This is a genomic window from Micromonospora sp. LOL_021 (genome assembly GCF_048060215.1).
Classification (GTDB): Bacteria; Actinomycetota; Actinomycetes; order Mycobacteriales; family Micromonosporaceae; genus Micromonospora_E.
In genome coordinates, this window is record NZ_JBHMIN010000002.1 from 121070 (window position 1) to 146233 (window position 25164).

Annotated in this window: 21 protein-coding genes and 1 pseudogene; 9 read left to right on the plus strand and 13 right to left on the minus strand. The window is 68.3% G+C overall.

The features are described from left to right. Positions 1 to 5: 5 nt before the first annotated feature. From ACFHWT_RS02740 to ACFHWT_RS02770, 7 genes and pseudogenes are all read right to left on the minus strand, one after another. Positions 6 to 1895 (minus strand): NADH-quinone oxidoreductase subunit L, encoded by a 1890-nt coding sequence (locus tag ACFHWT_RS02740; RefSeq protein WP_416592973.1) that lies wholly within the window; start codon positions 1893 to 1895, stop codon positions 6 to 8. Continuing rightward, positions 1892 to 2284 (minus strand): NADH-quinone oxidoreductase subunit NuoK, encoded by a 393-nt coding sequence (gene nuoK / locus ACFHWT_RS02745; protein ID WP_416592974.1) that lies wholly within the window; start codon positions 2282 to 2284, stop codon positions 1892 to 1894. Before nuoK ends, ACFHWT_RS02740 begins: the two co-directional genes overlap by 4 nt. Beyond that, positions 2284 to 2823 carry an NADH-quinone oxidoreductase subunit J gene (locus ACFHWT_RS02750; protein ID WP_416592975.1) on the minus strand — a complete coding sequence of 180 codons (540 nt, stop codon included), beginning with the start codon at positions 2821 to 2823 and terminating at the stop codon, positions 2284 to 2286. Before ACFHWT_RS02750 ends, nuoK begins: the two co-directional genes overlap by 1 nt. Next, a pseudogene (locus ACFHWT_RS02755) lies at positions 2824 to 3362 on the minus strand (NuoI/complex I 23 kDa subunit family protein); the annotation flags it as partial. A gap of 196 nt (positions 3363 to 3558) precedes the next feature. Continuing rightward, positions 3559 to 5346, minus strand: a complete 1788-nt coding sequence (locus ACFHWT_RS02760) for a hypothetical protein (RefSeq protein ID WP_416592976.1) — start codon at positions 5344 to 5346, stop codon at positions 3559 to 3561. Further along, complete coding sequence (gene nuoH, locus ACFHWT_RS02765; RefSeq protein ID WP_416592977.1) at positions 5343 to 6308, minus strand: NADH-quinone oxidoreductase subunit NuoH; 966 nt, start codon at positions 6306 to 6308, stop codon at positions 5343 to 5345. Before nuoH ends, ACFHWT_RS02760 begins: the two co-directional genes overlap by 4 nt. Then, positions 6308 to 7012: an NADH-quinone oxidoreductase subunit C gene (locus ACFHWT_RS02770; RefSeq protein ID WP_416592978.1), complete on the minus strand. Its 705-nt coding sequence runs from the start codon at positions 7010 to 7012 to the stop codon at positions 6308 to 6310. Before ACFHWT_RS02770 ends, nuoH begins: the two co-directional genes overlap by 1 nt. Positions 7013 to 7098: 86 nt before the next feature. Between ACFHWT_RS02770 and ACFHWT_RS02775 the strand changes: the two genes are divergently transcribed. Further along, on the plus strand, positions 7099 to 8136 hold the full coding sequence (locus tag ACFHWT_RS02775; RefSeq protein ID WP_416592979.1) for a glucose 1-dehydrogenase: 1038 nt from the start codon (positions 7099 to 7101) through the stop codon (positions 8134 to 8136). Between the two features lie 52 nt (positions 8137 to 8188). Here ACFHWT_RS02775 and ACFHWT_RS02780 read toward each other — a convergent pair whose 3' ends face one another. The 3 genes from ACFHWT_RS02780 to ACFHWT_RS02790 are packed head-to-tail and all read right to left on the minus strand — an operon-like array spanning position 8189 to position 10733. Next, a complete protein-coding gene (locus ACFHWT_RS02780; protein ID WP_416592980.1) occupies positions 8189 to 9400 on the minus strand; it encodes a PQQ-binding-like beta-propeller repeat protein in 1212 nt (403 codons plus the stop codon). Positions 9401 to 9418: 18 nt separating this feature from the next. Then, entirely contained in the window at positions 9419 to 10291 is an 873-nt protein-coding gene (locus ACFHWT_RS02785) for an NAD(P)H-binding protein (protein WP_416592981.1), read from the minus strand. Beyond that, on the minus strand, positions 10284 to 10733 hold the full coding sequence (locus ACFHWT_RS02790) for a nuclear transport factor 2 family protein (RefSeq protein ID WP_416592982.1): 450 nt from the start codon (positions 10731 to 10733) through the stop codon (positions 10284 to 10286). Before ACFHWT_RS02790 ends, ACFHWT_RS02785 begins: the two co-directional genes overlap by 8 nt. A gap of 93 nt (positions 10734 to 10826) precedes the next feature. Between ACFHWT_RS02790 and ACFHWT_RS02795 the strand changes: the two genes are divergently transcribed. Then, on the plus strand, positions 10827 to 11393 hold the full coding sequence (locus ACFHWT_RS02795; RefSeq protein WP_416592983.1) for a TetR/AcrR family transcriptional regulator: 567 nt from the start codon (positions 10827 to 10829) through the stop codon (positions 11391 to 11393). Positions 11394 to 11472: 79 nt separating this feature from the next. Here ACFHWT_RS02795 and ACFHWT_RS02800 read toward each other — a convergent pair whose 3' ends face one another. Then, entirely contained in the window at positions 11473 to 11949 is a 477-nt protein-coding gene (locus tag ACFHWT_RS02800) for a hypothetical protein (protein WP_416592984.1), read from the minus strand. Between the two features lie 106 nt (positions 11950 to 12055). Between ACFHWT_RS02800 and ACFHWT_RS02805 the strand changes: the two genes are divergently transcribed. Beyond that, positions 12056 to 13228: a serine hydrolase domain-containing protein gene (locus ACFHWT_RS02805; RefSeq protein ID WP_416592985.1), complete on the plus strand. Its 1173-nt coding sequence runs from the start codon at positions 12056 to 12058 to the stop codon at positions 13226 to 13228. A 15-nt stretch (positions 13229 to 13243) separates the two neighbouring features. Here ACFHWT_RS02805 and ACFHWT_RS02810 read toward each other — a convergent pair whose 3' ends face one another. Beyond that, the gene (locus ACFHWT_RS02810; protein ID WP_416593151.1) at positions 13244 to 14500 is read right to left on the minus strand and encodes a DUF2252 domain-containing protein; all 1257 of its coding nucleotides are present in this window, start codon (positions 14498 to 14500) and stop codon (positions 13244 to 13246) included. Between the two features lie 174 nt (positions 14501 to 14674). Continuing rightward, positions 14675 to 15211 (minus strand): NADH-quinone oxidoreductase subunit B, encoded by a 537-nt coding sequence (locus tag ACFHWT_RS02815; RefSeq protein WP_281555732.1) that lies wholly within the window; start codon positions 15209 to 15211, stop codon positions 14675 to 14677. Between the two features lie 324 nt (positions 15212 to 15535). Between ACFHWT_RS02815 and ACFHWT_RS02820 the strand changes: the two genes are divergently transcribed. The 6 genes from ACFHWT_RS02820 to ACFHWT_RS02845 all read left to right on the plus strand — a co-directional run bounded on the left by ACFHWT_RS02820 (position 15536) and on the right by ACFHWT_RS02845 (position 25164). Then, on the plus strand, positions 15536 to 17128 hold the full coding sequence (locus ACFHWT_RS02820) for an NERD domain-containing protein (RefSeq protein ID WP_416592986.1): 1593 nt from the start codon (positions 15536 to 15538) through the stop codon (positions 17126 to 17128). Further along, entirely contained in the window at positions 17125 to 20283 is a 3159-nt protein-coding gene (locus tag ACFHWT_RS02825) for a helicase-related protein (RefSeq protein ID WP_416592987.1), read from the plus strand. The genes ACFHWT_RS02820 and ACFHWT_RS02825 overlap by 4 nt, the downstream gene beginning before the upstream one ends. A gap of 20 nt (positions 20284 to 20303) precedes the next feature. After that, the gene (gene drmB, locus ACFHWT_RS02830) at positions 20304 to 22085 is read left to right on the plus strand and encodes a DrmB family protein (RefSeq protein WP_416592988.1); all 1782 of its coding nucleotides are present in this window, start codon (positions 20304 to 20306) and stop codon (positions 22083 to 22085) included. Then, on the plus strand, positions 22085 to 23191 hold the full coding sequence (locus ACFHWT_RS02835) for an AAA family ATPase (protein ID WP_416592989.1): 1107 nt from the start codon (positions 22085 to 22087) through the stop codon (positions 23189 to 23191). The genes drmB and ACFHWT_RS02835 overlap by 1 nt, the downstream gene beginning before the upstream one ends. A gap of 243 nt (positions 23192 to 23434) precedes the next feature. Next, complete coding sequence (locus tag ACFHWT_RS02840) at positions 23435 to 23842, plus strand: very short patch repair endonuclease (protein ID WP_416592990.1); 408 nt, start codon at positions 23435 to 23437, stop codon at positions 23840 to 23842. Between the two features lie 11 nt (positions 23843 to 23853). Then, complete coding sequence (locus ACFHWT_RS02845; RefSeq protein ID WP_416592991.1) at positions 23854 to 25164, plus strand: ATP-binding protein; 1311 nt, start codon at positions 23854 to 23856, stop codon at positions 25162 to 25164.

Genomic DNA, 25164 nt, shown 5'->3' on the forward strand with positions numbered 1-25164 from the left:
CCCGGTCATCCCGCGCTCCCCAGGGCGACGGCGGCGGTCGCCAACCCGATCAGCAGTACGCCGGCGAGGACCATGGTGACCGCCCGGGGCAGCGGGGCGGCGTGCCGGCGGCGCAGCCAGTCGCCCAGCCCGGTCACCGCCCGGCCGGTGCCGGTGACCGCGCCGTCCACGCCGGACTCGTCGCCGACCCGGGCCGCAGCGGCGAGCGCCGTCACCGGGCGGACCACGACGGCCCGCTGCACCGCGTCGAGCCAGAACGCCGCCGCGAACGCCGGCCGCAGCGGGCCGAGCGCGCGCGCCGGATCGGCGGCCGGGTCGCGTCGGTGCAGCCACACCGCCGCGCCGACGCCGACGGCCAGCAGCAGCACCGGCAGCACCAGGTCGGGACCGAAGTGGACCAGCTCGTCCGGCGGGGCACCGAGCCAGCCGGTGAAGGTGGGGCTGAACGCGGCCAAGCCGAGCAGCCCGGCCGGCACCGCCAGGGCCAGCACCGGCCAGCGCATCAACGCCGGCGGGTCGTGCGGATGGGTGCCGGCGGGCACCCGGGACGGACCGAGGAAGGTGCGCAGCAGCAGTCGGGTGGCGTACCAGGCGGTGACCGCCACCCCGACGAGACCGGCGGTCCAGACCAGCCAGCCCAGCCACGCCGGCACCGGCCCGTCGCCGGGGTGCCGGGCGGCTTCGGCGGCCGCGTACAGCACGCTCTCCTTGCTCCAGAAGCCGGCCAGCGGCGGCAGCCCGGCGAGCGCGCCGAGCCCGACGGCGGTGGCGGCGAAGGTGACCGGCATCGGCCGGCGCAGCCCGCCCATGGCCGACATCAGGTTGCTGCCGACGGCGTGGATCACGCAGCCGGCGGCGAGGAACAGCAGCGCCTTGAACGCGGCGTGGGTGAGCAGGTGGAACAGCGCGGCCGGTGGGGAGCCGACGGCCAACGCGCCGGTCATGTAGCCCAGCTGGGACACGGTCGACCAGGCCAGCACCCGCTTGATGTCGTCGGCGGCGGTGGCCGCGAACGCGCCGAGCAGCAGGGTGACGACGCCGAGTACGCCGAGCAGTATCAGCGCGGCCGGGGCGGCGACGAAGATCGGGTAGAGCCGGATCACCACGTACACCCCGGCGGCGACCATGGTGGCGGCGTGGATCAGCGCGGAGATCGGCGTCGGGCCGGCCATCGCGTCCGGTAGCCAGGTGTGCAGCGGGAACTGGGCGCTCTTGCCGGCCACTCCGGCGAGCAGCAGCAGCGCCGCCGTGGTGACCGTGGCCGGCGGGTAGTCGTGGGCGAGCACCTCGGCGATCCGGAAGCTGCCGGCACCGATGCCGAGCACCGCGATGCCGAGCAGGAAGCCGACGTCGCCGACCCGGGTGACCAGGAACGCCTTCGCCGCCGCCGTCGGTGCCTCGGGCAGCCGCCGGTCGTGCGCGATCAGCAGGTACGAGCAGGCGCCCATCACCTCCCAGCCGACCAGCAGCATGATCAGGTCACCGGCGACGACGACCAGCAGCATCGCGGCGGTGAACAGGCTGACCTGGGCGGCGTACGCCGGATAGCGGTCGTCGCCGGCCAGGTAGGCGACGGAATACAGCTGTACGGCGAGCGCGACCGCGCCGACCGCGACGGCGACCAGGGCGGCCGGGCCGTCCAGCCGTACGCCGAAGGTGACCGCCAGCCCGCCGACGTCGACCCACGGCCGGGACTGCTCGACGGTGGGTGCCCCGCTGGCCAGCAGCGCGACGGCGGTGGCCAGCGCGGCGGCGGCACCGCCGATGCCGAGCCCGGCGGCGAACCGGCGGCGGGTGGCGGACAGCGGGTCGGGTCGCAGACTGACCAGCAGGCCGGCCAGGGCGGCCGCGAACGGTACGGCGGGCAGCAGGTGGCCCAGGGTCGACCCGGTCACCGGGTCACCTCCTGCCGTTCGGCGGGGTCGACCTGCACGGCAGCGGTGTCGACCTGCGGGTCTACGTCGAGCGGCCCGGCCGCGTCATCGCCGAGCGGCACGTCGTCGACGACCACGCTGGCCCGCAGCCGGTACAGGTGCAGCACGATGGCCAGCCCGACACCTACCTCGGCGGCGGCGATCACGATAATGAACAGGGCGAACGTCTGCCCGGTGTACGGCAGTGCGGCGCGCACCGTGGTGTCGGCGGTGACCAGGACCAGGTTGACGGCGTTGAGCATCAGCTCGACCGACATCAGCAGCAGGACGGCGTTGCGGCGGCGCAGTACGCCGTACAGGCCGAGCCCGAACAGCGCGGCGGCGATGAGGTACGGGATGACCGGACGCATCAGCCCCGCCCGCCCTGCTCAGGCTCCCCGGCCTGCTCAGGCGGGGCGCCGACGTCGGGGCGGGACAGCACGATCGCGCCGATCAGCGCGGACAGCAGCAGCACCGACAGCACCTCGAACGGCAGCACCCAGCTGCCGAAGACGGCCGTGCCGAGCCGGTCGGCGGTGCCGGCGTCGGGCAGGTCGACGCGCGACCAGCGGTACGCGTCGACGAACAGTGCGGCCAGCCCCAGCCCGGCTCCGCCGCCGATCAGCGCGGCCGGCCAGCCGGGCCGGTCCAGGTCGGTGGCGGCACCGATCGGGGCGCGGGTGAGCATCACCGCGAACAGCAGCAGCACCACGACCGCGCCGACGTAGATCAGCACCTGCACCCAGGCGACCAGTTCGGCGGTGAGCACCAGGTACAGGCCGGCGACGGCACCGAGGCAGCCGACCAGGTAGAGGCCGGCGCGGACGAGGTGCCGGGTGGTCACCACCAGGGCGGCAGCGCCGACGGCGACCGCGCCGAGGGCGAGCAGCAGCACGTCCGTACCGGTCACGCGGTCGCCCCGCGTGCGGGTCGGCCGGGCGCGGCGGCCTTGCGGGCGGCGGCGGTCTCCTCCTTGGCCGGTTCGCCGTTCGGGTCGTGCGCCGGTGGCGGCGGTACGCTCGCCATCCACTCGCCGAGGTGTTCCTTGTCGTGCAGCAGGTTCCGGATGTCGTACTCGGCGTACTCGAACTCGGGCGACCAGTAGAGCGCGTCGAACGGGCAGACCTCGACGCAGATGCCGCAGTACATGCAGAGTGAGAAGTCGATGTCGAACCGGTCGAGGACGTTGCGCTGCCGGGCCCGGGCCGCCCCCGGCACCTGCACCTCCTCCTTGTGCGAGTCGATGTAGATGCACCAGTCGGGGCATTCGCGGGCGCAGAGCATGCAGACCGTGCAGTTCTCGGCCAGCAGCGCGATGACCCCACGGGAGCGGGGCGGCAGGTCGGGGGCGACGTCCGGGTACTGCTGGGTGTGGGCCGGGGAGACCATCGTCTTGAAGGTCGTCGCCAGGCCTTTCAGCAGCCCTTCGCCGTGCCCGCTGCGGTGCCCGCTCTCGCCGTGCCCGACACCGCTGTGTCCGGTCGCGCTGTGTCCGGTGTCGTGCTCCTCGCCGCTCATGCCAATCGTCCGCCGCGTCGGTCCATGCGCCTCATCCTGCCGAATCCGTGCCGGGCACGCGAGCATCTGATCTCCGTTGCCTTCGATCTCCGCTGTCTGCGGTCTCCGTCGCCACTCGCCACGACTGTCACCAGCGGGCGAGGCAGGCGTGTTCCGGATCCGGTGCGACGACCGGCGGCTGCGGGTCAGGGCCGGCGGTCAGGTCGACCAGCACCCAGGCCGCCGTGGACGTCGACCAGCGGTCGGCGGGGAAGTCGCGGACTTCCACGATGGTGCCGTACTCGGCGAACTCGGCGGCGACCCGGGTCACGTAGTCGTCCGGCGCGCTGCTGAGGCTGCGGCCGTGCACGTACCAGACCCGGTCGGCGTCACCGAGCCACTCGCCGAACGCCTGCGGGTCGCATTTGTCGTGACCGGACGGGTACAGCCGCACGGTATGCGGCGCCAGGTCGTGCTGCGGCCCGTACCAGACCACCATCCGGTAGCTGAACCAGTAGAACAGCACGAGGTCGCCGGGCCGGGCCCGAGCGGCCACGTCGGCGAGCGCGGCGGGGCCGGCGTCCTTCATCCGTGGGTCAACCACCTGCCGGTACGCCGAGACGGCCGCCGGGTGGGCGATCACCGGCAGCACGGCGGCGGCCAGCAGCAGTACCAGGGACGCCACCGCCACCCGGCCGGCGCGCCGCGCCCCGGCGCTGGCGCGCAGAGCCAGCCGAACGCCGCCGTCCAGGCCGGCGACGACCAGGATCACCGTCGGGGCGATCAGCCAGGTCGCCACCCGGTCGGCGAGCGGCAGGCCGCGGGCCGCCGCAGCGGCCACCGCCACCAGTAGGGTCCCGCCGAGCATCGCCGCCCACAGCGACCGGCGCCGCCAGATCAGCACGGCGACGCCGGCCACGGCGAGCAGCAGGACCAGCAGCGGTTGACGCCAGTCCAGGGTCACCGTGACGAAGCTGGACCACATCCGGGGCAGCCAGGCGAGGATCTCCACCGGCCCGGAGCCGGCCGGCGGGGTGCCGTCGGCGAAGTAGTCGGACTGGCCGGGCATGAACGGGAACCGGCGGCGGCGGTGGATCAGGTAGCCGGCGAAGGCGACCGCCGGCGCGGAGCCGGCGAGCAGGCCCGCCGCGTCGGTCCAGCGGCGGCGCAGGGCGAGCAGCAGGGTCATCCCGGCGACGGCACCGGCGAGCACCAGCACCGCGGTCAGGCTGACGAAGACGGCGACCCCGGTGGCCGCCGCCCAGCCGACCGGGACAAGCCAGCGGGACCGGCCCCGGCGGGTGCCGACCGACGCCAGGTACCGGTCACCGAGCAGCAGTATCGCCAGGGCGACCGCCGATTCGACGGCGTACTGCTTGAGCTCGCCGACGTAGGTCAGGATCATCGGCGCGGCGGCGATCAGCGCGGTCGCGGCGACCGCCGCCCACCGCCCGACCAGCCGGCGGGTGATGATCGCGGTCAGCGCCAGGACGGCCAGCATGCCGGCCAGCGACGGCAGCCGCAGTACCCGTTCGCCGTCGCCGAACGCCAACCACAGAGTCTTCTCCAGCCAGAGCCAGCCGACCGGGGCGACCTGCTGGAACTCCATCCCCCGGGTCAGTTCGAGGAAGGTGCGGCGCAGGTTGATGGCGATGGCGGTCTCGTCGTTCCACAACCAGTTGCCGGCGGCCCAGACCATGATCTGCCCGGCGGCGCCGACGACCAGGGCCACGGCGAGGGCGATCCGGGCCGGCCAGCGCAGCCGGTCCCGGTCCAGCCAGCGCAGCCGGTCCCGGGTCGGCTGGCGTAGCCGGTCCCCCAGCGCCCCAGCGGTGCCGGCCGGCGGCGGCTCGGCCGGCTGGTCGGATCGGTCGGGCCCGGCGGTTCGGTCGGCCCGGCCGTCCGCACGCTCCTGGGTGTGCGTGGCGCTGGTCATCCGATGGTCACCTTCACCCCTGCCGTGAGCACCAGCTGGGCCAGGGCGAGCGGCACCAGCACCAGCCAGCACAACCGTTGCAGCTGGTCCTCGCGCAGCCGGGGGAACGACACCCGCAGCCAGATGATCACGAACGCTACGGCGAAGACCTTCAGCAGCGTCCACAGCCAGCCGAGCTGTTCGACGCCGAACGGCCCCTGCCAGCCGCCGAGGAACAGCACGGTGGTCAGCGCGGCGATGACGACGATGCCGGCGTACTCGGCGAGCAGGAAGAACGCGAACCGCAGCCCGGTGTACTCGGTCAGGTAGCCGAAGACCAGCTCGGAGTCGGCGATCGGCATGTCGAACGGTGGGCGACGGATCTCGGCCATGCCGGCGAGGAAGAACACCACCAGGGCCGGTGCCTGCCAGAGCAGCCACCAGGGCCGCCACGCTTCGACGATGCCGGACAGCGACAGGGTGCCGGCGGCCATCGCGACGCTGGCGGCGGCGAGCACCAGCGGCAGTTCGTAGGCGAGCAGCTGGGCGGCGCCGCGCAGCCCGCCGAGCAGGCTGTACTTGTTGGCCGACGCCCAGGCGGCCATCAGCACGGCGACGACGCCGACACCCATCACGGCCAGCACGAAGAACAGGCCGACGTCGAGCGGCTGGCCGACGAGGTCGCCCGGCCCGAGGGGGATGACGAGCAGGACCAGCAGGTACGGCACCAGGGCGATCGCCGGGGCGAGCCGGAACACCGGCCGGTCGGCGGCACGCGGGGTGATGTCCTCCTTCTGCACGAACTTGACGCCGTCGGCGATGAGTTGCGCCCAGCCGTGGAAGCCTCCGGCGTACATCGGGCCGAGCCGGCCCTGCATGTGCGCCATCGCCTTGTGTTCCAGCTGCCCGACGAGCAGCGGCAGGGTGAGGAACGCAACGACGACGGCACCGACCCGGATCGTCAACTCCAGCCAGAGCGGCATCAGGGCGTACCCCCGTCGGGTCGGCCGGCGTCGCGCGCGGACCGCGTACCGCCGTCGGGGTCGGCGTCGGGCGCGGACCTGGCGGCCTGCGGACCCCATTCGGTCGGCAGTGGTACGCCCGGTGGCCGCATCGGGGCCCGCCGGGCTCCCCCGCCGCCGCCGGCCGGTTCGCCCGGCTCCTTCGCGCCCGGCCACGGCTTGGCGACCCGGGCGGCGAGGACGAACTCCTTGCGCAGCGGGTGGCCTTCGAACTCGGGGGGCAGCAGCAGCGGGGTGAGGGCGGGGTGGCCGACGAAGTGGACGCCGAACATCTCGTGGGTTTCCCGCTCGTGCCAGTCGGCGCCGGGGAACACGTCGACCACGGACAATAGCTCGGGGCGTTCGCGCGGCACCCGGGTGCGCAGCAGCAGTCCGTGCCGGTGCCGGGTGGACCACAGGTGGGCGACGATCGCGAAGCCGCCGTCGAGCTCGTCGACGGCGGAGAGCCAGTCGAAGAAGTCGCAGGCCAGGTCGGCGTCGTCGCGGGCGGCGGCGAGCGCGGCCGGCCAGCTGTCGGCCGGTACGTCGACGGTGGCCCGGGCGTACCGGTCGCCGCCGCCGGAGACCGTGGCGGTGACCTGCGCTGCCTCCGCCTCAGCCGCCGACGCAGCCGCCGGCTGGCCGAGCAGGCTGGCCAGGTGCGCGCCGATCTCCTCGGGGGTCATGGGTCTGATCCTAAGGGCGCGGGTGGGGCGCGAGCGGGTCCGACATTTCCCGTGTAGGTACTGACCTGCGGGGAAACATCCACGGCATGCGTGCGCTGACTGTCACCCCGGGCAAGGCCGATTCGTTGCGGCTCGTCGACGACGCGCCGGAGCCGTCACCCGACGAGGGTGAGGTGCTGGTCGAGGCGGTCGCGGTCGGCATCTGCGGCACCGACGGGGAGATCCTCGGCGGTGACTACGGCGAACCGCCGCCGGGCCGGGACACGCTGGTCCTCGGCCACGAGTCGCTGGGCCGGGTGGTCGAGGACCCGAGCGGGACGACCCGGCCGGGTGACCTGGTCGCCGGGATCGTCCGGCGGCCCGACCCGGTGCCGTGCCGGTACTGCGCGGCCGGTGAGTGGGACATGTGCACCAACGGGCGGTACACCGAGTGCGGGATCAAGGCGATCGACGGGTTCGCCCGGCAGCGGTGGCGGGTGCCGGCCGAGTACGCCGTACCGCTGCGGCCGGAGCTGGGGCTGGCCGGGGTGCTGCTGGAGCCGACCAGCGTGGTCGCGAAGGCCTGGGACCACGTCGACAGGATCGGCGCGCGTGGTTTCTGGGCGCCGCAGCGGGTGCTGGTCACCGGGGCCGGCCCGATCGGGCTGCTGGCGGCGCTGCTGAGTGTGCAGCGCGGTCTGGAGACACACGTGCTGGCCCGGGGCACGTCGGGGCCGAAGCCGGAGCTGGCCCGCCGGCTGGGTGCGACGTACCACGCGGTGCCGGTGGAGGAGCTGGACTTCGACCCGGACGTCATCATCGAGTGCACCGGCGCGCCGCCGGTGGTACGTGAGGTGTTCAGCAAACTGGCACCGAACGGCATCGGCTGCCTGACCGGGATCAACGCCAAGGCCCACCACATCGAGCTGGACCTCAACGAGCTGAACCGCTGCCTGGTGTTGAAGAACAACGTCCTGTTCGGCACGGTCAACGCCAACCGGCGGCACTGGCGGCAGGCAGCCGACGCGCTGGCCCGCGCCGACCACGACTGGCTGATGGGCCTGATCACCCACCGGTACGGGCTGGACGACTACCAGCAGGCGTACGCCGAGGAGGAAGGCATCAAGACGGTCATCGAGTTCTGACCGGTCCACTCGTCGGGCCGGCGGGCCGTCGCTCCGGGCCGAGGACGGGCTGTCAGGCCCAGGGCAGGTCGGCGTTGGTCAGCTCCCGGTCGGCCGATCCCGGCGGGTACGACGACCGCTGGACCCGGGCCGAGAGGCGACGCCAGGCACCGGCCCCGGTGGCCGGGTCGACCGCAGCAACGTGCCGTTCGCCGCCGACGTGGAGCAGGTCGTCGGCGACGGTCAACGCGTCGATCCGGCCGATCGGCAGCCTCCGCCACCAGCTCACCTCGCGGCGGTCCAGGTGGAACGCGACCAGCAGCCCATGGATGCCGCCGACGTGCAGCAGGTCGTCGGAGACGGCGATGCTGAGCGCCGGTACGCCGATCCGCCAGACGCGCCGCACCGCACCGGTGTCCCGGTCCATCAGGTGGACGTCGCCGTTGCGGCTGGGCACGTGGATCTCCTGCTCGGCGAGCACCGGCCGGTCGACCTGTTCACCGGCGAACGCCGCCGCCCCGGTCGGCCCGGCGAACGGGAGCAGCCCGGACCGGATCGGCAGCCCCATCTTCGGCCGGATCTGCGTCGACCAGGCCGTGTCTCCGGTGTCGCTGCGGAGCACGATGAACCGCCCCTTGCCGTCGCCGACGCAGACCAGGTCACCACCGACGGTCAGCGTGGCACCCCAGCCGCCGTCGACCTGCACGCCCCAGACCTCGGCGCCGGTGGACCGGTCGAAGGCCATGATCAGGTACCCGCCGTCGAGCGCCGTGTCCGGTCGGCTGAACCGGGCGATCGCGTACACGTGGTCGTCGTCGACCGCCGGTTGGTCGAAGCTGGCCTGCCACGGCCCGGTCGCCGTCGGCGGCGGCACCGTCCAGCGCACCCGCCCGTCGGCCGGGTCGAGGCAGGTCAGACCGTCGCGGCCGGTGACGACGATGTCCGTGTCGTCGGCGGCGAGCCCGGTGACGCTGGTGCCGACGAGCGGGTACGTCCACCGCTGGGTGCCCTCGGCGGCGGCCAGCCCGAGCACCGCGTCCGCCCAGCCGGACCCGCCGAGGGAGGCGGTGACGGCCAAGGTGTCACCGGCGAGCACCGGCGGCAGCGGCGGAAAGTACGGGTTCGGCTTCGGCTCGCCCCGCCGGGCCCGCCACCGTGGCCGGCCGCTGCCGGCGTCGAGGGTGTGGACGTGTCCGTCCTCGCCGGCGACGTGGACGAGTCCACCGGCCACCAGTGGGGCGCTCAGCAACTCTGTCGATTCGAACCGCCAACCGGGTCGGGCCACCACTCGACGGTAGCCCGGTCACGCCACCGTCCGTCGCCAGTGGTCGGCGTGGGCGGCGCAGAAGTCGCGCAGGCTGGTCGGTGCCCGGCCGGTGACATCGTGGACCGTACTGGTGGTCCGGTTCTCGGCTCCGCCGGCGATGGCACCGTCCATGCCGACCAGCAGGGCGGCGAAGCCGTCCGGGATGCCGAAACTGGTGAGCCGGTGGCGCATCGTGTCGACGTCGACCGTACGGTGCCGGACCGGTCGGCCGCCGGCTTCGCTGATCATCGCGGCGACGTCGGCGTAGCTGTGGGTCTGCGGGCCGGTGAGCAGATGTTCGGCGTTGTGCGGCACCGGGTCGGTCAGGGCCCGGACGGCGACGGCGGCGATGTCGGCGGCGTCGATGAAGCCGACCCGGCCGTCGCCGGTGGCGGTGACGATCTCGCCGTCGCGGCGGATGCCGGCACCGTGGTGATGGTGCTCGGCGACGAAGTTCTGCATGAACCAGGACGGGCGCAGCACCGTCCACTCCGGGAACCGGTCGACGATTGTGGCGTGCAGTTGGCCGGGGCCGGGGTCGCCGGTGCGGATCGCCGATGAGCTGAGCAGCACGATCCGGCGTACGCCGGCGTCCTGGGCCAGGTCGAGGAAGGCGCCGACCTGGCCGACCGGGTCGGCGCTGGCCGGCGGCGGCATCAGGTGGACGGCGTGGACGCCGTCGACGGCAGGCTGGTGGGTGGCCGGGTCGTGCCAGTCGAAGGGGACGTGGCTGGTGGCGGCGGCCGGGTCGGTGGGGCGGTGCCGGCTGGCGGCCCGCAGCGGGTGGCCGGCTGCGGCGAGGGTGGCGACGATGTGCCGGCCGATGTTGCCGGTCGCCCCGGTGACCAGGACGGTCCGCTGGTCAGACATCGGTGCCCACCGGGATCACAGCGGCGCCGGTCAGGTCGGGAGCGGCCAGCGGGTTCCAGTAGTCGCGGTAGTGGGCGATCCGGCCGTCCCGCACGGTCACCACGACGACGTACGACATCCGGTACGGCTGCCCGGTCGGCACGACGGTGCCGGTGGCGGTGAGCTCGGCGATCACCACGTCGGGGTCGACGCTCTGGTGCACGGTCACGTCGGGGAACTCGGCGATGTCGATCAGCTTCGGGTAGTCGATCAGGTAGCCGGTGACGGCGGCGATGCCGTCGAGGCGGCGCGGGTAGCCGGGTGGGGCGAACGGGAACTCGGCGACCGCGTCGTCGTGCCAGTGCGCGAGGAAGCCGGGCATGTCCTTGGCGAGCAGGTGGTCGACGCAGCGGTGCAGCAGTTGGGCGGCGGGGCTGACGGTGGGGCTGGGCGCTTCGGTCACGGTGCCTCCTCTAAGATACGGACCAGCGGTCCGCATCAACTATACGGACCGTCGGTCCGCATATTCGAGGCGGGGGCGAGAGGACGGTCAACTGTGCCGGCAGCAGCACGTAAGGAACGGGTCGACGCCGCCCGCAACCGGGAAACCGTGCTGGCCGCCGCCGGCCGGCTGCTCGACGCCGCCGACGACCCGGACGAGGTCACCATGGACGCCGTCGCCCAGGCGGCCGGCGTCGGCAAGGGCACCCTGTTTCGCGGCTTCGGCGACCGCACCGGCCTGCTGCAGGCCCTCGCCGCCCAGCGCAGCACCGCCCTGCAGGCCACGCTGCAAGACTTTCGGCAGGGAGCCGGCCAGGATCCGGTGGCCGGGGTCATCGCGATCTTCGACGCGATCCTCGACTACAAACACGCCAACCGGGCACTGGCGCTGGCGCTGGAGAGCGCAGGCCGGGGCAGCCCGTACCTCAATCCGGCGTACGGCGACCTGCACCGACGCCTTACCGACATCATCACCGGCGTACGCGGCCCGGAGCACGCCGACTTCCTGGCGCACGCCCTGCTCGCCGCCGTCCGCAGCGACCTGCTGCACCAGCTGCGCGACGAGCCGCCGGAGCGGATCCGGGCCGGCGTCGTCGCCCTGATCCGCGCCGTCCTGAGCTGACCGGGCTGGCCCGTCACCCGGACAGGTCAGCAGCGCCAGCAACCGTCTGGACGGCGGCGCCCGGGAGTGGAGCGGACCGTTACCCAGCTTCCTTGCGCGGAACGATGCCGCGGAACCGTTCGTGTGCCGACTGTCGGCTGATGCCGAGGGCGTTGCCGATCTCGGCCCAGGAGAGCCCGGCCTCCCGGGCGGCCACCACGGCGCGTTCGGTCAACTGCCGTTGCCAGCGTTCCACATCGGCGAGGACGCCGAGTGCCTGCAACGGCCAGGTGGTGGCCAGCTCGGCGACGTTGTCGCGGAGGGTGTCGGAGCGGCTCAGCAGCCATCCGGGGGGCGTGGCGGCCAGGATCGGCCTGATGTGTCCGGCCCACTCGGAGGTGGCCATCCAGCGGCCCTCTTCGGCAGCCGGGTAGTCGCTGGTGCCGAGCCAGCCGCAACTGCAGCGGGCCCGGTAGCCGACTGTGCCGGCCGGAGCTTCGGCGTCGGTGCTCAGCGTCCCGTCCGGCTGCCGGAACCCGATGAGGTCCGCATGCCCGGGAACCATCTCCTCCGCCACGCCACCAGCATAGGTCCGTCAGGGTATCCTGACGACGTTGTCAGGATACCCTGACAGCGACTCGCGGCCGGTCGTCGCCCAGGCCCGACAATCCGAAGGAGAGCGCATGTCTTTCGTCAGCGGCACTGTCGCGGCGGGTTACGAGCCGGTCCGGGAGGCGTTCCTGGCGAACTTCGGAACCCGGTCCGAGATCGGTGCGGCCGTCAGCCTCTACCGGCACGGCCGCGAGGTGGTCCGACTGTGGGGCGGGGTGGCCGATCCCACCACCGGCAGCGCGTGGCGGGAGAACACGCTTCAGGTGGTCTACTCGGCCACCAAGAGCGCGGCGGCCGCCTGCGCGCACCTGCTGGCCCAGCGTGGACAGCTCGACCTGGACGCACCGGTCGCCGGGTACTGGCCGGAGTTCGCGGCAGCCGGCAAGAGCGACATCCCGGTCCGCTGGCTGCTGTCCCATCAGGCCGGGCTGCCGGTGCTCGACCGCCCGGTCCCACTGGAGCAGGCGTTGGCCTGGGGGCCGGTCGTCGCCGCGCTCGCGGCCCAGGCACCCGCCTGGAAGCCGGGTACGGCGCACGGCTACCACGGCCTCACCTACGGATGGCTGGTCGGCGAGGTGGTACGGCGCGTCAGCGGCCGAAGCCTCGGCACATACTTCGCCGACGAGATCGCCAAACCGCTCGGCCTGGACTTCTGGATCGGCCTGCCCGACACCGAGGCACACCGGGTCGCGCGGACCGTGGAGCAGCCGGCCACCCCACCTGCGGCCGGGGCGGTGCCAGAGCAGATGCGGCAGGTGCTCGCCGCGTACACCGATCCGACGTCTCTGGTGGTCCGGTCGATGGCGGTGACCGACCCGCCGATCGACCTCACCGATCCGCGCACCTGGGCGGCGGAGATCCCAGCGGTCAACGGCATCTGCACCGCCTCGTCACTGGCCCGCTTCTACGCCGGCCTGATCGGCGAAGTCGACGGCATCCGGATTCTCGACGCGACCACCCTCGCCGCCGCCACCCGCGAACAAACAAACGGGATCGACCAGGTGCTCATGGTCCCGACCCGACCGGCGCTCGGCTTCGGCCTGCCGCTGCCGGAGCAGCCATGGTGGTCGCCCACCGCCTTCGGCTTCCCCGGCCACGGCGGCTCGCTCGGCTACGCCGATCCGGCCAGCGGCATCGCCTTCGGGTACGTGACGAACGGACTCCGCGTCACGATGGGACCGGACCCTCGAACGACCGCCCTTGTCCAGGCGCTGCGGGACGCGGTGACCCGGCAACCTGACTGACGGCGGTCGGGCGGCTCAGACCCAGGGCAGCTGGCCGTTGCGGAACAGGTCGACGAAGATCCGGTGGTCGGTGCGGGCGCGGGCACCGTACCGGTGGGCGAAGTCGACCAGGCCCGCGACGAAGCCGGCCTCGTCGGTGTCGATCGCCGCGACGATCGCCTCCTCGGTCGAGTAGTCGACCAGGTCGTGGCTGGATTCGTCGTCGGCGACCGAGTGCATCCGGGCCACCGAGTGGGCCAGGTCGGTGACGACGCCGGTCAGCTCGTCCTGTTCGTTGACGTCGGACCAGTCCAGGTCGGCGGCGTACGGCGACACCTCGGCGACCAGCTGGCCGACGCCGGCCAGCTCGGTGTAGCCGAGCCACGGGTCGGCGTGGGCCTGCAGCGCCCGCTGCGACTCGGCGGTCCGGTGGCCCTGGTGCCGAAAGTACGACCGGACACCTTCGTCGTGGACGTGCCGGGCGACGGCCGGCACCTGGGCCTGCTTCATGTAGACGACGACGTCGTTCTCCAACGCCTGGGTGTGGCCTTCGAGCAGGATGCTGTACGACGGCAGCCCGGCCGAGCCGATGCCGACGCCCTTGCGCAGCACGATGTCCTTGATCTGGGCGGCGACGGCGCGACCGCCGCCGGCCCGGTGCGGCAACGTGGCCAGGTAGTCGGCGAACGCGGCGGTGACCGCGGCCCGGGTGTCGTCGTCGACCTCGTACACCCCGTCGCGGATGATGAACCGCCGCTCGTAGTCGTTGATGGTGGTGAGGGTTTCCAGCAGCCCGACGCGGGTGTTGAGCCGGGCCTCCTGCAGCACGTGGCGCAGCACCCCGTCGGCGTTGGCGAGGGTGATCGAGCCGATCGCCTCCTCGCCGCCGGCGACGATTGCCCGCAGCTCGGCCAGGTAGGCGGTGGCGAAGGTGCGTACCAGGGTGCCGATGATGTCGTCGGAGAGCGCCTTGGCGTAGCCGATCAGGGCGACGCTGGCGGCGAAGCGGCGCAGGTCCCAGATGAACGGGCCGACGTACGCCTCGTCGAAGTCGTTGACGTTGAAGACCAGCTCGCCGGAGCCGTTCATGTAGGTGCCGAAGTTCTCGGCGTGCAGGTCGCCGTGGATCCAGACCCGGCTGGTCTGCTTGTCGCAGAAGCCGTCGTCGTTGAACGGCCCGTCGGGCTCGGTCTGGTCGGCGTAGAACAGGCAGGCGGTGCCCCGGTAGAACGCGAACGGGCTGGCGGCCATCTTGCGGAACTTGCGGCGGAAGGCGGCCGGGTCCACCGCCATCAGCTCGCCGAACTCGGCGGTCAGGATGTCGACGATCTGCGTCGCGCGCTGAGAATCACTCACGTTCGCGCAGGCTACCGCGTTTCAGCAACCGCGCCGCTGAGCGCCAGGTCAGATCCCGGCGGTACGCCGGGTCAGCCCGCCGGTCAGTCGGGTTCTGGCTGGCGGGCCGGCTCAGCTCGGTGGCTTGACGACCGGTGCGGTGAGCCGGTCGACCGGCGAGGCGAGCGGGTCGGGCCGGTGCACGCCGCCGATGCCGGACCGCTCGGCGGCGATCTTGTCCTGCAGGCGCAGGATGCCGTGCAGCAGGGCTTCGGGCCGGGGCGGGCAGCCGGGCACGTACACGTCGACGGGGATCAGCTGGTCGACGCCCTTGGTCACCGAGTACGAGTCCCAGTACGGGCCGCCGCAGTTGGAGCAGGCGCCGAAGGAGATGACGTACTTGGGCTCGGGCATCTGGTCGTAGAGCCGCTTGATCGCCGGCGCCATCTTGTCGGTGACAGTGCCGGAGACGACCATCAGGTCGGCCTGGCGCGGCCCGTGGGCGAACGGGATGACGCCGAGCCGGATGAAGTCGTGCCGGCCCATGCTGGTGGCAATGAACTCGATCGCGCAGCAGGCCAGGCCGAAGTTGAACACCCACAGCGAGTAGCGGCGACCCCAGTTCAGCACGAACCGGATCGGCTCACCGAGCACCGCCGGCACCTGCACCACCGCGCCGCCACCTCCTCCGGGCCCTGCTCCCCCACGTACGTACCACCCAGTCAACCACACCACCATGTGAAGTGCGGAGCAGTTCAACGGCTTACATAACGGTCTGCACCATTTTGCGGAACACATCGTAACGATCTCGGCAGGGAAAGGCTGCGATCACCACCTAAGCGGCGGCGCCTCCGGCAACCACCAAGCAGCGCCGATCATCGCAGCACAGAGTCATTCGTCGCAGCACAACCCAGGTTCTACTGTGGCCATCAGGCACAACCAAGCCCCGACGGACCACGGCGTTGCTGCGTGGTGCAAAATTCGATGGTGCGGATGGTCCCTGAACCGATCTCCCCCTCCACGAAGAGCGCGGCCGAGGTCTCCCTCTACCGGAGGCTGAAGCTACTCGAGTCCGACTGGATTGTGGCGTTGCACAGCCTCAACCTGCCCGAACATTCCTGGAAGCGGGTCAGTGAGGTCGACTTCGTGGTCATCGGTCCACGAGGCATCTACATACTCGAGGTTAAGGGCGGGCACATCAGCTGCTCGGACGGCGTCTGGACCCACCGCGACCGGTTCGGGACCGAACGACGCCGCAGGGAAAGCCCGTTCACGCAGGCCAGAGAAGCGATGTTCGTCTTGCAGCGACGACTTGAGGCCCTCGTTGGGCATGAGGCGATGCGACACGTTCCGGTCGGCTACGCCGTCGTTGTACCGGACTGCAACCTGTCACAATCCTCCGTCGAGTGGAGCGAAGAAACCCTAATTGACCGAAGGCAGCTGGACAGACCAGACGGACTACGGCGAAGCCTCGGCCGACTGGCCTCCTACTGGCGGTCCAAGCCGGGTGATCGGCGAGCCACCTTGGACAGTCTGGACGTCGACAGCATCGTCCAAGCACTCCGCCCTACATTCGACACGGTGCCAACCCTACGTCAGATCGCAACCGAGGCCGAGGCGGACCTGGTAGCGCTCACGGACTACCAGTACCGCACCTTGGATGCCTACGGCCGCAACCCCCGCATCTTGATCGAAGGGGGCGCTGGGACCGGCAAGACCATGCTGGCCGCCGAGTTGTGCCGGCGTTCGGCAGCTGCCGGACAAAAGACACTATTCACCTGCCACAGTCAGGTGGTATCCGGCTTCGTTCGCCATCAGCAAGGGATGCAAGATGTGCATGTCACCGCCTTCGCGAACCTGTCCGGGTCGGGCTTTGAGAAATTTGATGTCATAGTCGTAGACGAAGCGCAAGACATCATAAACTTCACTGACCTTTCAAAGCTGGACGAGCTATTGAGAGATGGCCTTAGCAACGGCTCCTGGTACATGTTTCTCGACAGCAACAACCAGCGAGGGCTAGTCGGCTCATGTGACGACGAGGCCTTGCAATACATACGAGAGTGGCGCCCCGTTGAACTGGCGCTACGGGACAACTGTCGCAACACCCGCCAGATCGTGGCGTCTACGCGCCGAACCACTGGCGCAGACGTCGGAGTGTCCTCGGCCGGGGACGGGCCCGAGGTCAGAATAATCGTCGAGCCGACTCGCACGGCACAGTCCACCGCAGCAGCTGCCGAGCTCGACCGTCTCGACGAGAGCGGAATCCCTCCAAGGGACATCACCCTCCTCTCTCCGTTGCCGCTGGAGACCTCCCTGTTCTCAGAGTTGCCGGAGCGCTGGCGTCGACGCATCGACGTGCTCAACCTGCACAGCTTGCAACGACCGACACGGGGTCGGATCGCGTTCGCCCAAGTGGAGGAGTTCAAGGGACTCGAGAGCCCGTTCGTCCTTCTGGGGGATGTAGATCCAGCCGGTTTGGCCGTAACGCAACGCATCCCGAGTCTCTACGTTGGGATGACCAGGGCCAGAGTCGGGCTATGGATCGTGGCCGGTGAACACCCCGGCAGTTCGGAGGCCAACCAATGACGCGTTTCCCGTCCAGCGAGAAGGACAGGGGTCTGGTCCTAGAATATCTGCGCCGGCAGCTCATCGGGCCGTGGGAGGGCGAGGACGAGGTACTCGGCGAGCGCCCTGACCGCCGCTATCTCAGTGGCATACTCTTCCCCCGAGAGGCCCCGCTTACCTCCGGCACTGACGATGACATAATGGATGACTCTCCGACATCCGGCGGGGGTGATGACGTCGCCGACGACCCTGTCGCACTTGCAGGGCAGCTACTGCCGAGTTCCATCGGCTTGAGTTTCGTGACAACAGCCTGGTCGGCACTCCAGGTTGAAATCGAAGCAGCCCGCTATGAGCGCGAGGGTCGACAGCGGTGGCGGCGTCGATCCATAACGGTTGGTGGCGAACGAGCCATCACTGCGGAGCCGCCGGCTGCATCGGGCCGGACTCGGCACGACGTACCAGGAGAAGCTTCGTACATTAGCATCGCCTGGCGACCCTTTGGTGACGGCGCGCTTGTAACGGTCTCACTGGTCAATGACCGCACCTTATCCACAGCCGGCAGGCTAGATCCCGCCGATTGTCTTCTACAGGTCCGGCTGCGTTGCATTCCGATTGAAGGATCAATTTCCCCTTATCCATCGAGCCTGAGGATGCTCGCTGATCCGGAGGAGGAAGAACTTTCCCTTCTCTACCGCGACATTCCCGTATTCGCAATCGGACATGGCACCGCCGCAACTTGGAAAGCATCTGGCGCCGCCGCAATATCGGTGGAGACCACATCGCTCCCACACCACATCGTACCGGATATATCCTTCAGTCTACCCCGACGCAGCAACGAGACGGACACCGCCTGGGAGGAAATCCTTTGCCTAGTCCGACTAGCCGACATTGAGACGAATACCGAAGGGGTCGTCGCCCAGCTCGACCAGTTCGTCTTTCACTACGACAAATGGGCCGAAAATCTGCAAGTAACACGCAACTCGATCGAGCCATCACTTCAGGAGGCCGCCGATCGCATCTGTGCGCGGGTTGACGAGGCCAGGAAGCGGATGCGTGACGGGGTGCAACTGCTGGAGACCGACGCCACAGCCCGAAGAGCATTCGCTCTGGCAAACACTGCAATGCTGATGCAGATGGTTCATACCGGACCGCAATTCGCTGCTACAGTCCGGCCCTGGGATGAATCTCTGCCCCAAAAGCCCAACTATGCCGATCCCAGTCGCCGATGGCGCCCTTTCCAGCTCGCGTTCCTCCTGCTCACGCTGCGATCGGTGGTGGAAGCCGAACACGAGCACCGAGACCTCGTCGACCTGATCTGGTTTCCTACCGGGGGTGGGAAGACTGAGGCCTACCTCGGACTCGTCGCCTTCACGGTGATGCATCGCCGACTCACCCTAGGCGATGCTGGTGCGGGCACGACGGTCATCACGCGGTACACCCTAAGGCTGTTAACCGCCCAGCAATTCCAACGCGCTGCGACTCTCATCTGCTCATGCGAAGTGATCCGACGCCAAAATAGGGACGAGCTCGGGTCTCGTCCGATCACGATCGGCATCTGGGTCGGTGGCGGCAACAGCCCCAACCGCTTCACCGAAGCCGTCAAATTGCTCGCCGACATCAAGAACCGCGAAGAGACAACTGTCGGGTTCCAGGTGGAGCAGTGCCCATGGTGCGGAACCAGCATTCTTCCCAGCCAGGAGGCGCCCCCACAAGCGTGGGGCATCCACGCGGACAACAATAGCTTCCGCATCAACTGCCCCAACTCCGACTGCGAGTTCCACACCTCGCTACCGGTCTCCTCAGTCGACGAGGATCTGTACACCACTCCACCTACGCTTCTCGTCGCAACCGTCGACAAGTTTGCACGGCTCACCCGCGAACCCCGCGCTGGCGTATTTCTCGGAGCCGGCACCGATCCAGGCCCCTCCCTCATCGTTCAGGACGAATTCCATCTCATCTCGGGGCCGCTTGGCACCGTCGTCGGGATTTACGAAGCCGCCTTTGATGTCGTCATGTCCACCCACGGTGTGCGGCCCAAAATCGTCGCTTCAACTGCTACGATCAGGCGAGCCGACGCCCAGTCCCGCAGCGTCTTTGGCCGGCCAATTGCACTTTTCCCTCCATCCGGACTCGACGCGGCGGACTCCTACTTCGTCAGGACCGACGAAACGCGGCCGGGGCGCCTTTATGCCGGCATCATGCCTCAAGGCCACACTCCACTCACCGGGATGGTGCACCTGTCTGCTGCAATGCTCAACGCGCCGGTCCAAGTCCCACTCGGCCCAGATGCAGCAGACGCCTACTGGACGCTAATTGCCTACCACAATAGTCTGCGGGAACTCGGCAAGACCGTCACACTCGCCCATGACGACATACCCGCCCGCCTTGGCGTCATTGCTCCCGCTGAGGATGACCGACGAGCTCTTGATGACTCCGACATCATCGAGTTGACGAGCAACGTCCCAGCAGTAGAAATTCCACGTTACCTTCAGCGATTGTCGCTGCACCGAAGCCAAGTAGGAGCCGTGTCATTCGTCCCGAGCACAAACATGATCTCCGTTGGCGTCGATGTTCCTCGGCTTGGGCTTATGCTCGTGGTCGGGCAGCCCAAGACCACTGCCGAGTACATTCAAGCCACCAGTCGCGTAGGCCGTCGCCAGCCTGGACTGGTGGTTACCCTCTACTCACCGTCGAAGCCACGCGACCGATCTCATTACGAGACCTTCGTGCCGTACCACACATCCCTCTATCGAGCAGTCGAGCCGACCTCGGTCACGCCCTTTTCGGTGCCGGCTCGGACGAGAGCTCTGCATGCTGGTCTTGTCATCCTCGCCCGTCATGCACACACCTGGCGACACGACAACAGCGCCGCCGACTTCGACTTGGACGACGACGGCTGGCACGCCCTGGTCAATGCCTTCGCTAGCCGAGCCGCAGTGGCAGATCCCGACGAGCGAGACGCCATAGTACGACATCTACAACAGTTACAGGATGAGTGGGCCGGCCTCGTCGACCACAGCCGCCCTATGGGAGGGCTTACCTATCGTGGTGGAGGGCGTGAGCGAGTGCAACTGCTACGCCAGTTCGGGACATCCGGACCGGGGTGGCCAACACTTGACTCTATGCGAAATGTCGACACCGAGACTCGGCTTCAGGTACGTGGGGAGAACCGGTGACCGGACGAAGGCTGCGACGGATGCAGACGCTGACACCGTTCGGGGTCGGCGCCATCGTCGACATGCTCGGCGAGTCCTTCGTTGCCGAGGACATCACCCGTTGGAAAGGACGTTTCGATACGATCCCGGCCGCTAGGATTGCGGCAGACTTCGGCGCGGTCGAGCTTCGAACACCACCCGATCTAGCGAACAAATCCGGATTGCCGTACTTCCGCTTTCCCCAATGGCTTTTCTGCGGATCCTGCCGATCAATGACGCAGTGGAGCATTAGCAGGGAGAAAAGCGGAAGACCACCCCGATGCGACAACTGCAATCGCTCTCCACAGCTCGTCCCAATGAGGTTTGTGGCAGTTTGCGGAAACGGGCACCTCGACGATGTCCCTTGGCCCACTTGGGCACACTCTGGCGTGAAGGTGGGACGGGAGCAGCGACAATGCGGTATTGCAAGGCTGAAGTTTCTTCATGTGAACTCGGTTGGCGGTGGACTCGAGTCGCTTCGCATTCGTTGCAGTACCTGCAAGGCGGAGAGGGACCTTGCCAATCTCACCTCCCCTCAGGCGCTGAGCCGGCTGAACCTGCAGTGCTGCGGACGGCAGCCGTGGCAGAACGACAACGAGGCTGTTGCATGTGACCAGCCTCCGGTCGTTCTTCAGCGCGGGGCATCAAGTGTCTACTTCCCTAGTGTGGGGTCAGCGATAGATCTTCCGCCGGACTCCGACTGGACAACTTGGAGCGAGGACGCGGTCCGCATCGAACAAAACCCGTACTTCCTCACCCTACTTAAAAGGCCCGACGGGCCACTCAGTGAGAACCTGATCGAGGTGATCGCGGACGAGAATGGAGTAACGACGGCACAGGTGCGCGCCGTTCTTGACGACCGCCTCGGCATGGCGGCTGCTTCCAGCGACCCGCCTGGGGATCTCATCGAACGGGAATGGCTAGCGCTGACAAACCCGCGCAGCACTCACGATCACCGCGACCGCTTCATCAGCCAGAGAGTACCGTTTCCGGCTCCAGCAGGACATGGCGCGCTACAGCCGGTTGTCGATCAACTCGTTCGCCGAATCTCCGATGTAGTCATGGTTTCTCGGCTGCGGGAAATCCGCGTACTTCGGGGATTCCGCCGGCACACGATGGATAGCTATATCCCAGCAGACCTCGGCAAGCGGACCGGCGTACTGCCCGCTATCGAGATCTTCGGCGAAGGAGTCTTCGTTCGGTTCAACGATGCTGCACTCCAGAAGTGGGAGTACAAGCGACCAGTACTCCAACGCGTTTCAGAGCTACGCCGACGGCTGGCTGGCAGCATGCATGCTCGATGGATCGAAGCTGAGCCAATGCCACGACTAGTCCTGCTGCATACCATTGCGCATCTGCTGATGCGCCAGCTGGCATTTGACGCAGGGTACCCATCCTCTTCCCTGCGCGAACGGGTCTACGCGAGCCTTCCTGGGGCGCAAATACCAATGGCTGGGATCCTGATTTACACCGCCGCTGGCGATAGCGAGGGCACGCTGGGCGGGCTCGCCCGCTCAGGCGAAGCCGTTCGACTGGCGGTGACTATCACGTCCGCCCTCGCCTCCGCCCAATGGTGCTCACTCGACCCAGTCTGCTCCGAATCCACAGCGCAAGGTCCTGATGGCCTATCAATGGCTGCTTGCCACGCATGCACTCTCGCGGCTGAGACCAGCTGCACGTTGGGCAACGTCCTGCTCGATCGAAATCTCGTCATTCATGACGAATATGGGTTCATGATGGAACCGCTCGCCGAGCTGATCAGTGTACGGGCAGGGACTAAATGATGCTGCATGTACCCGCATTCAGGAACCTCAGCGCCGTGCAACGTGAAGTAGTAGAGCTTCCGTTCAATCACTCCTGTCTTGTTACAGGAGGGCCCGGAACAGGAAAAACAACTACTGCCGTTCACCGTTCCGCTTGGCTACTCCAGTCTGGCAGGCGGACCACAATGCTCATGTACAGCAGAGTTCTGTCGGCGTATAGCCACGGCGCTGCCGCCGGCCTCGGAGCCGGCAACGCCGTAACAACCTATCACAAATGGTTTCATAATTTTTGGAGTGCGTGCTACGGGAAAAGCCCGCCCATGATCGCCCGCTGGGAGATTGACTGGGTAGCTTGCGTTAACCAAATCATGGATCAGCCACCCATAAAGCTAGATCCATGGCATCTCGTCATTGACGAAGGGCAGGATCTTCCGAGAGACTTCTATCTCACCCTTCGGTTAATGCCAGCATATTTGACCGTGTTTGCCGACGAAGATCAGCGTATCAGCGCGAACCAGAGCACCGTCAGGGAAATCGCCAGTCATGCTGGAATCAAATCGACCCTGACCATGTCAAGGAATATGCGCAACAGTCGACCTATCACGGAATTCGCTGCTCACCTAAATCCTGCGGCCCGGAGCAACGCCAGCGGGTCGCCCCACGGACCACTGCCGCAGGTGATCCGTCACAAGGACCATGTGGGTGCGGCGGAATATATTGCCCGCTACGAGAGGGAACATCCGGGTGAGACGATCGGCGTGATTTTTTATTTGGCCAAAGACCTCCGCAAGTTCCACCGGGCGCTGACCGACCGTGCGGTGAATCCAGTCCAAGGCTACGTAAGCAACCGGCGAACAGGCCCCCTCTCTAACCCTGCGTTCACCGGGGCAGGCATAAAATTGATGACCGCGACGAGCGCCAAAGGACTTGAGTTCGACTCCGTTTTCCTACCCGAGCTCCAGTCGGCGCCGGGTGATCCGACTACCGACGACGCACGGAGGAAGCTCTTTGTTCTTGCGACAAGGGCACGCCGCAACCTGACTCTCATGTACAGCGGCGCCGGAGAGCCCAGTCTCATCGCGCTGTTGCCCAAGGAGTTAGTCGACACCTCGATCCCTGCCGATTGACTGGCCATGCAGCCCACCGATCACACCTCGGCAAAGTGGTCCCGCCCAACCGTAGCTGCTCCACAGGCAGACGCCCGCCTCCGGTGGCCGTCCTCCTGTGGAGCTCAACCGTCACTAGTAGACAGCGAACCGCTCGAGATGCAACGGACATCGGGTACGTCGTTGAGCCGAACGCCAGCCCCGCTCAGCCCATCGGTCTCGGCTCAGATGCGTCGGATGCCCCGGGCACGTACCAAACCCGAGATGCTGCTGCGGCGCGAGTTGCACAGGCGAGGCCTACGGTTCCGGGTGAACCTCGCCGGCCTGCCGGGCCGACCGGACATCGTCTTCAGCAGAGTTCGTCTTGCCATCTTCGTCGACGGCTGTTTCTGGCACATGTGCCCTACGCATTCGACCATACCGAAAAATAATGCGGATTGGTGGAAAGCAAAACTGGAACGGAATGTCGAACGGGACAGAGAGAAGGACCAGCTGCTGCTCACGATGGGTTGGAACGTCCTGCACATTTGGGAACATGAGGATGTTGTCGCGGCTGCCGACAGGATTCAGGACCTTTGGCGCACGCTGCGGGACAACCTTGTCCACAGGCCGACGGGTCGCCTAACTGATCTTGGGGATCCTGTGGCATCCTGGTCGTCACCGACTACGTGACGGAGGACGCAGTGGCCGGCAGAGCGTGGTACGAGGTGTCGCCGTCGGCGGCACGGCTGACGAGTTCGCTGCGGGACATCGGCTACGACTTCCAGACCGCAGTAGCCGACGTGGTCGACAACAGCGTTGCGGCCGGCGCAACCCGCATCGAGGTGACCATCGAGCATGACGGTGCCGACTCACGGGTCCTCATCGCCGACGACGGACGGGGCATGCCGCCGTCCGGCCTCCTCGAGGCGCTGCGCTTCGGCACCCGTCGTGACTACGAGCGTGGTGAACTCGGGCGCTACGGTCTCGGCCTCAAAACCGCGTCACTGTCCCAGTGCCGCCTCCTGACCGTCGTCAGTCGTAGTTCGGCGGCCGTCCCCCGCACCTGCGCGAGAGCACTCGACCTTGACCTGATCGGCGAGCTGGACCAGTGGGTCATCATCGATCCCGCCAGCACGGAACCGATGGTCGCCCGTGCCCGACAGTGGCTTGCAGAGGGAACGGGCACGGTCGTGGTCTGGCAGAACCTCGACAGAGTTCTCCCCGAGCGACGGCCGGAGGGCGGATGGGCACGGCGCCGCCTCGAGACACTCGCAACCCGGACCGCTGAACATCTCGGGATGGTCTTCCACCGCTTCATCGAGGGCGTGGGCGGGCTGCCTGAGCTGGTCGTCACCGTCAACGGAGAGAAGGTCGAGCCGTGGGACCCGTTCGCATCGCAGGAGCCGGCGACTGTTGAGCTTCCGGAACAACGGTTCGAGATCGAGTCGTCCGGGATCAACGGAAAGGTGGCTCTGCGAAGGTTCGTCCTTCCGGCACGGGACAAGTTCGCCGATCCGGCAGGGTTCGACCGCATGTCCGGTCCGCTCAAGTGGAACCGGCAGCAAGGGCTGTACGTCTACCGCGCGAACCGGCTGGTCCAGTGGGGCGGCTGGGGAGGCATCCGGGGAATTGACGAACACACCAAACTTGCCCGCGCCGCCGTTGATTTTGACACCGACCTCGATGCAGCTTTCACGATCAATGTCGCAAAGATGAAGGTCAGTATTCCGGCTCAGCTCCGACAGCTAATCGAACCATCGGTCAACGAGCTCTGCATCCTCGCCGACGACGCGTACCGGAAGACGTCCCGCAGCGGGGACCGCGCTCAGGTCCCTGCCGATCTCCGCTCACCGGCCGAGGTACGAGCTGTCAGCCAGGCTGCAGTCCACGCCGGGCTCGCCCTTCGGATGGCAGCGATGCAGGCTGATCAGTGGGCGCCATGGGAGCAGATCGAATCTGTCCTCCGGGAGACCGCACCGGAGGTGGTGGAGCTACTCGGGCTCGAACGGTAG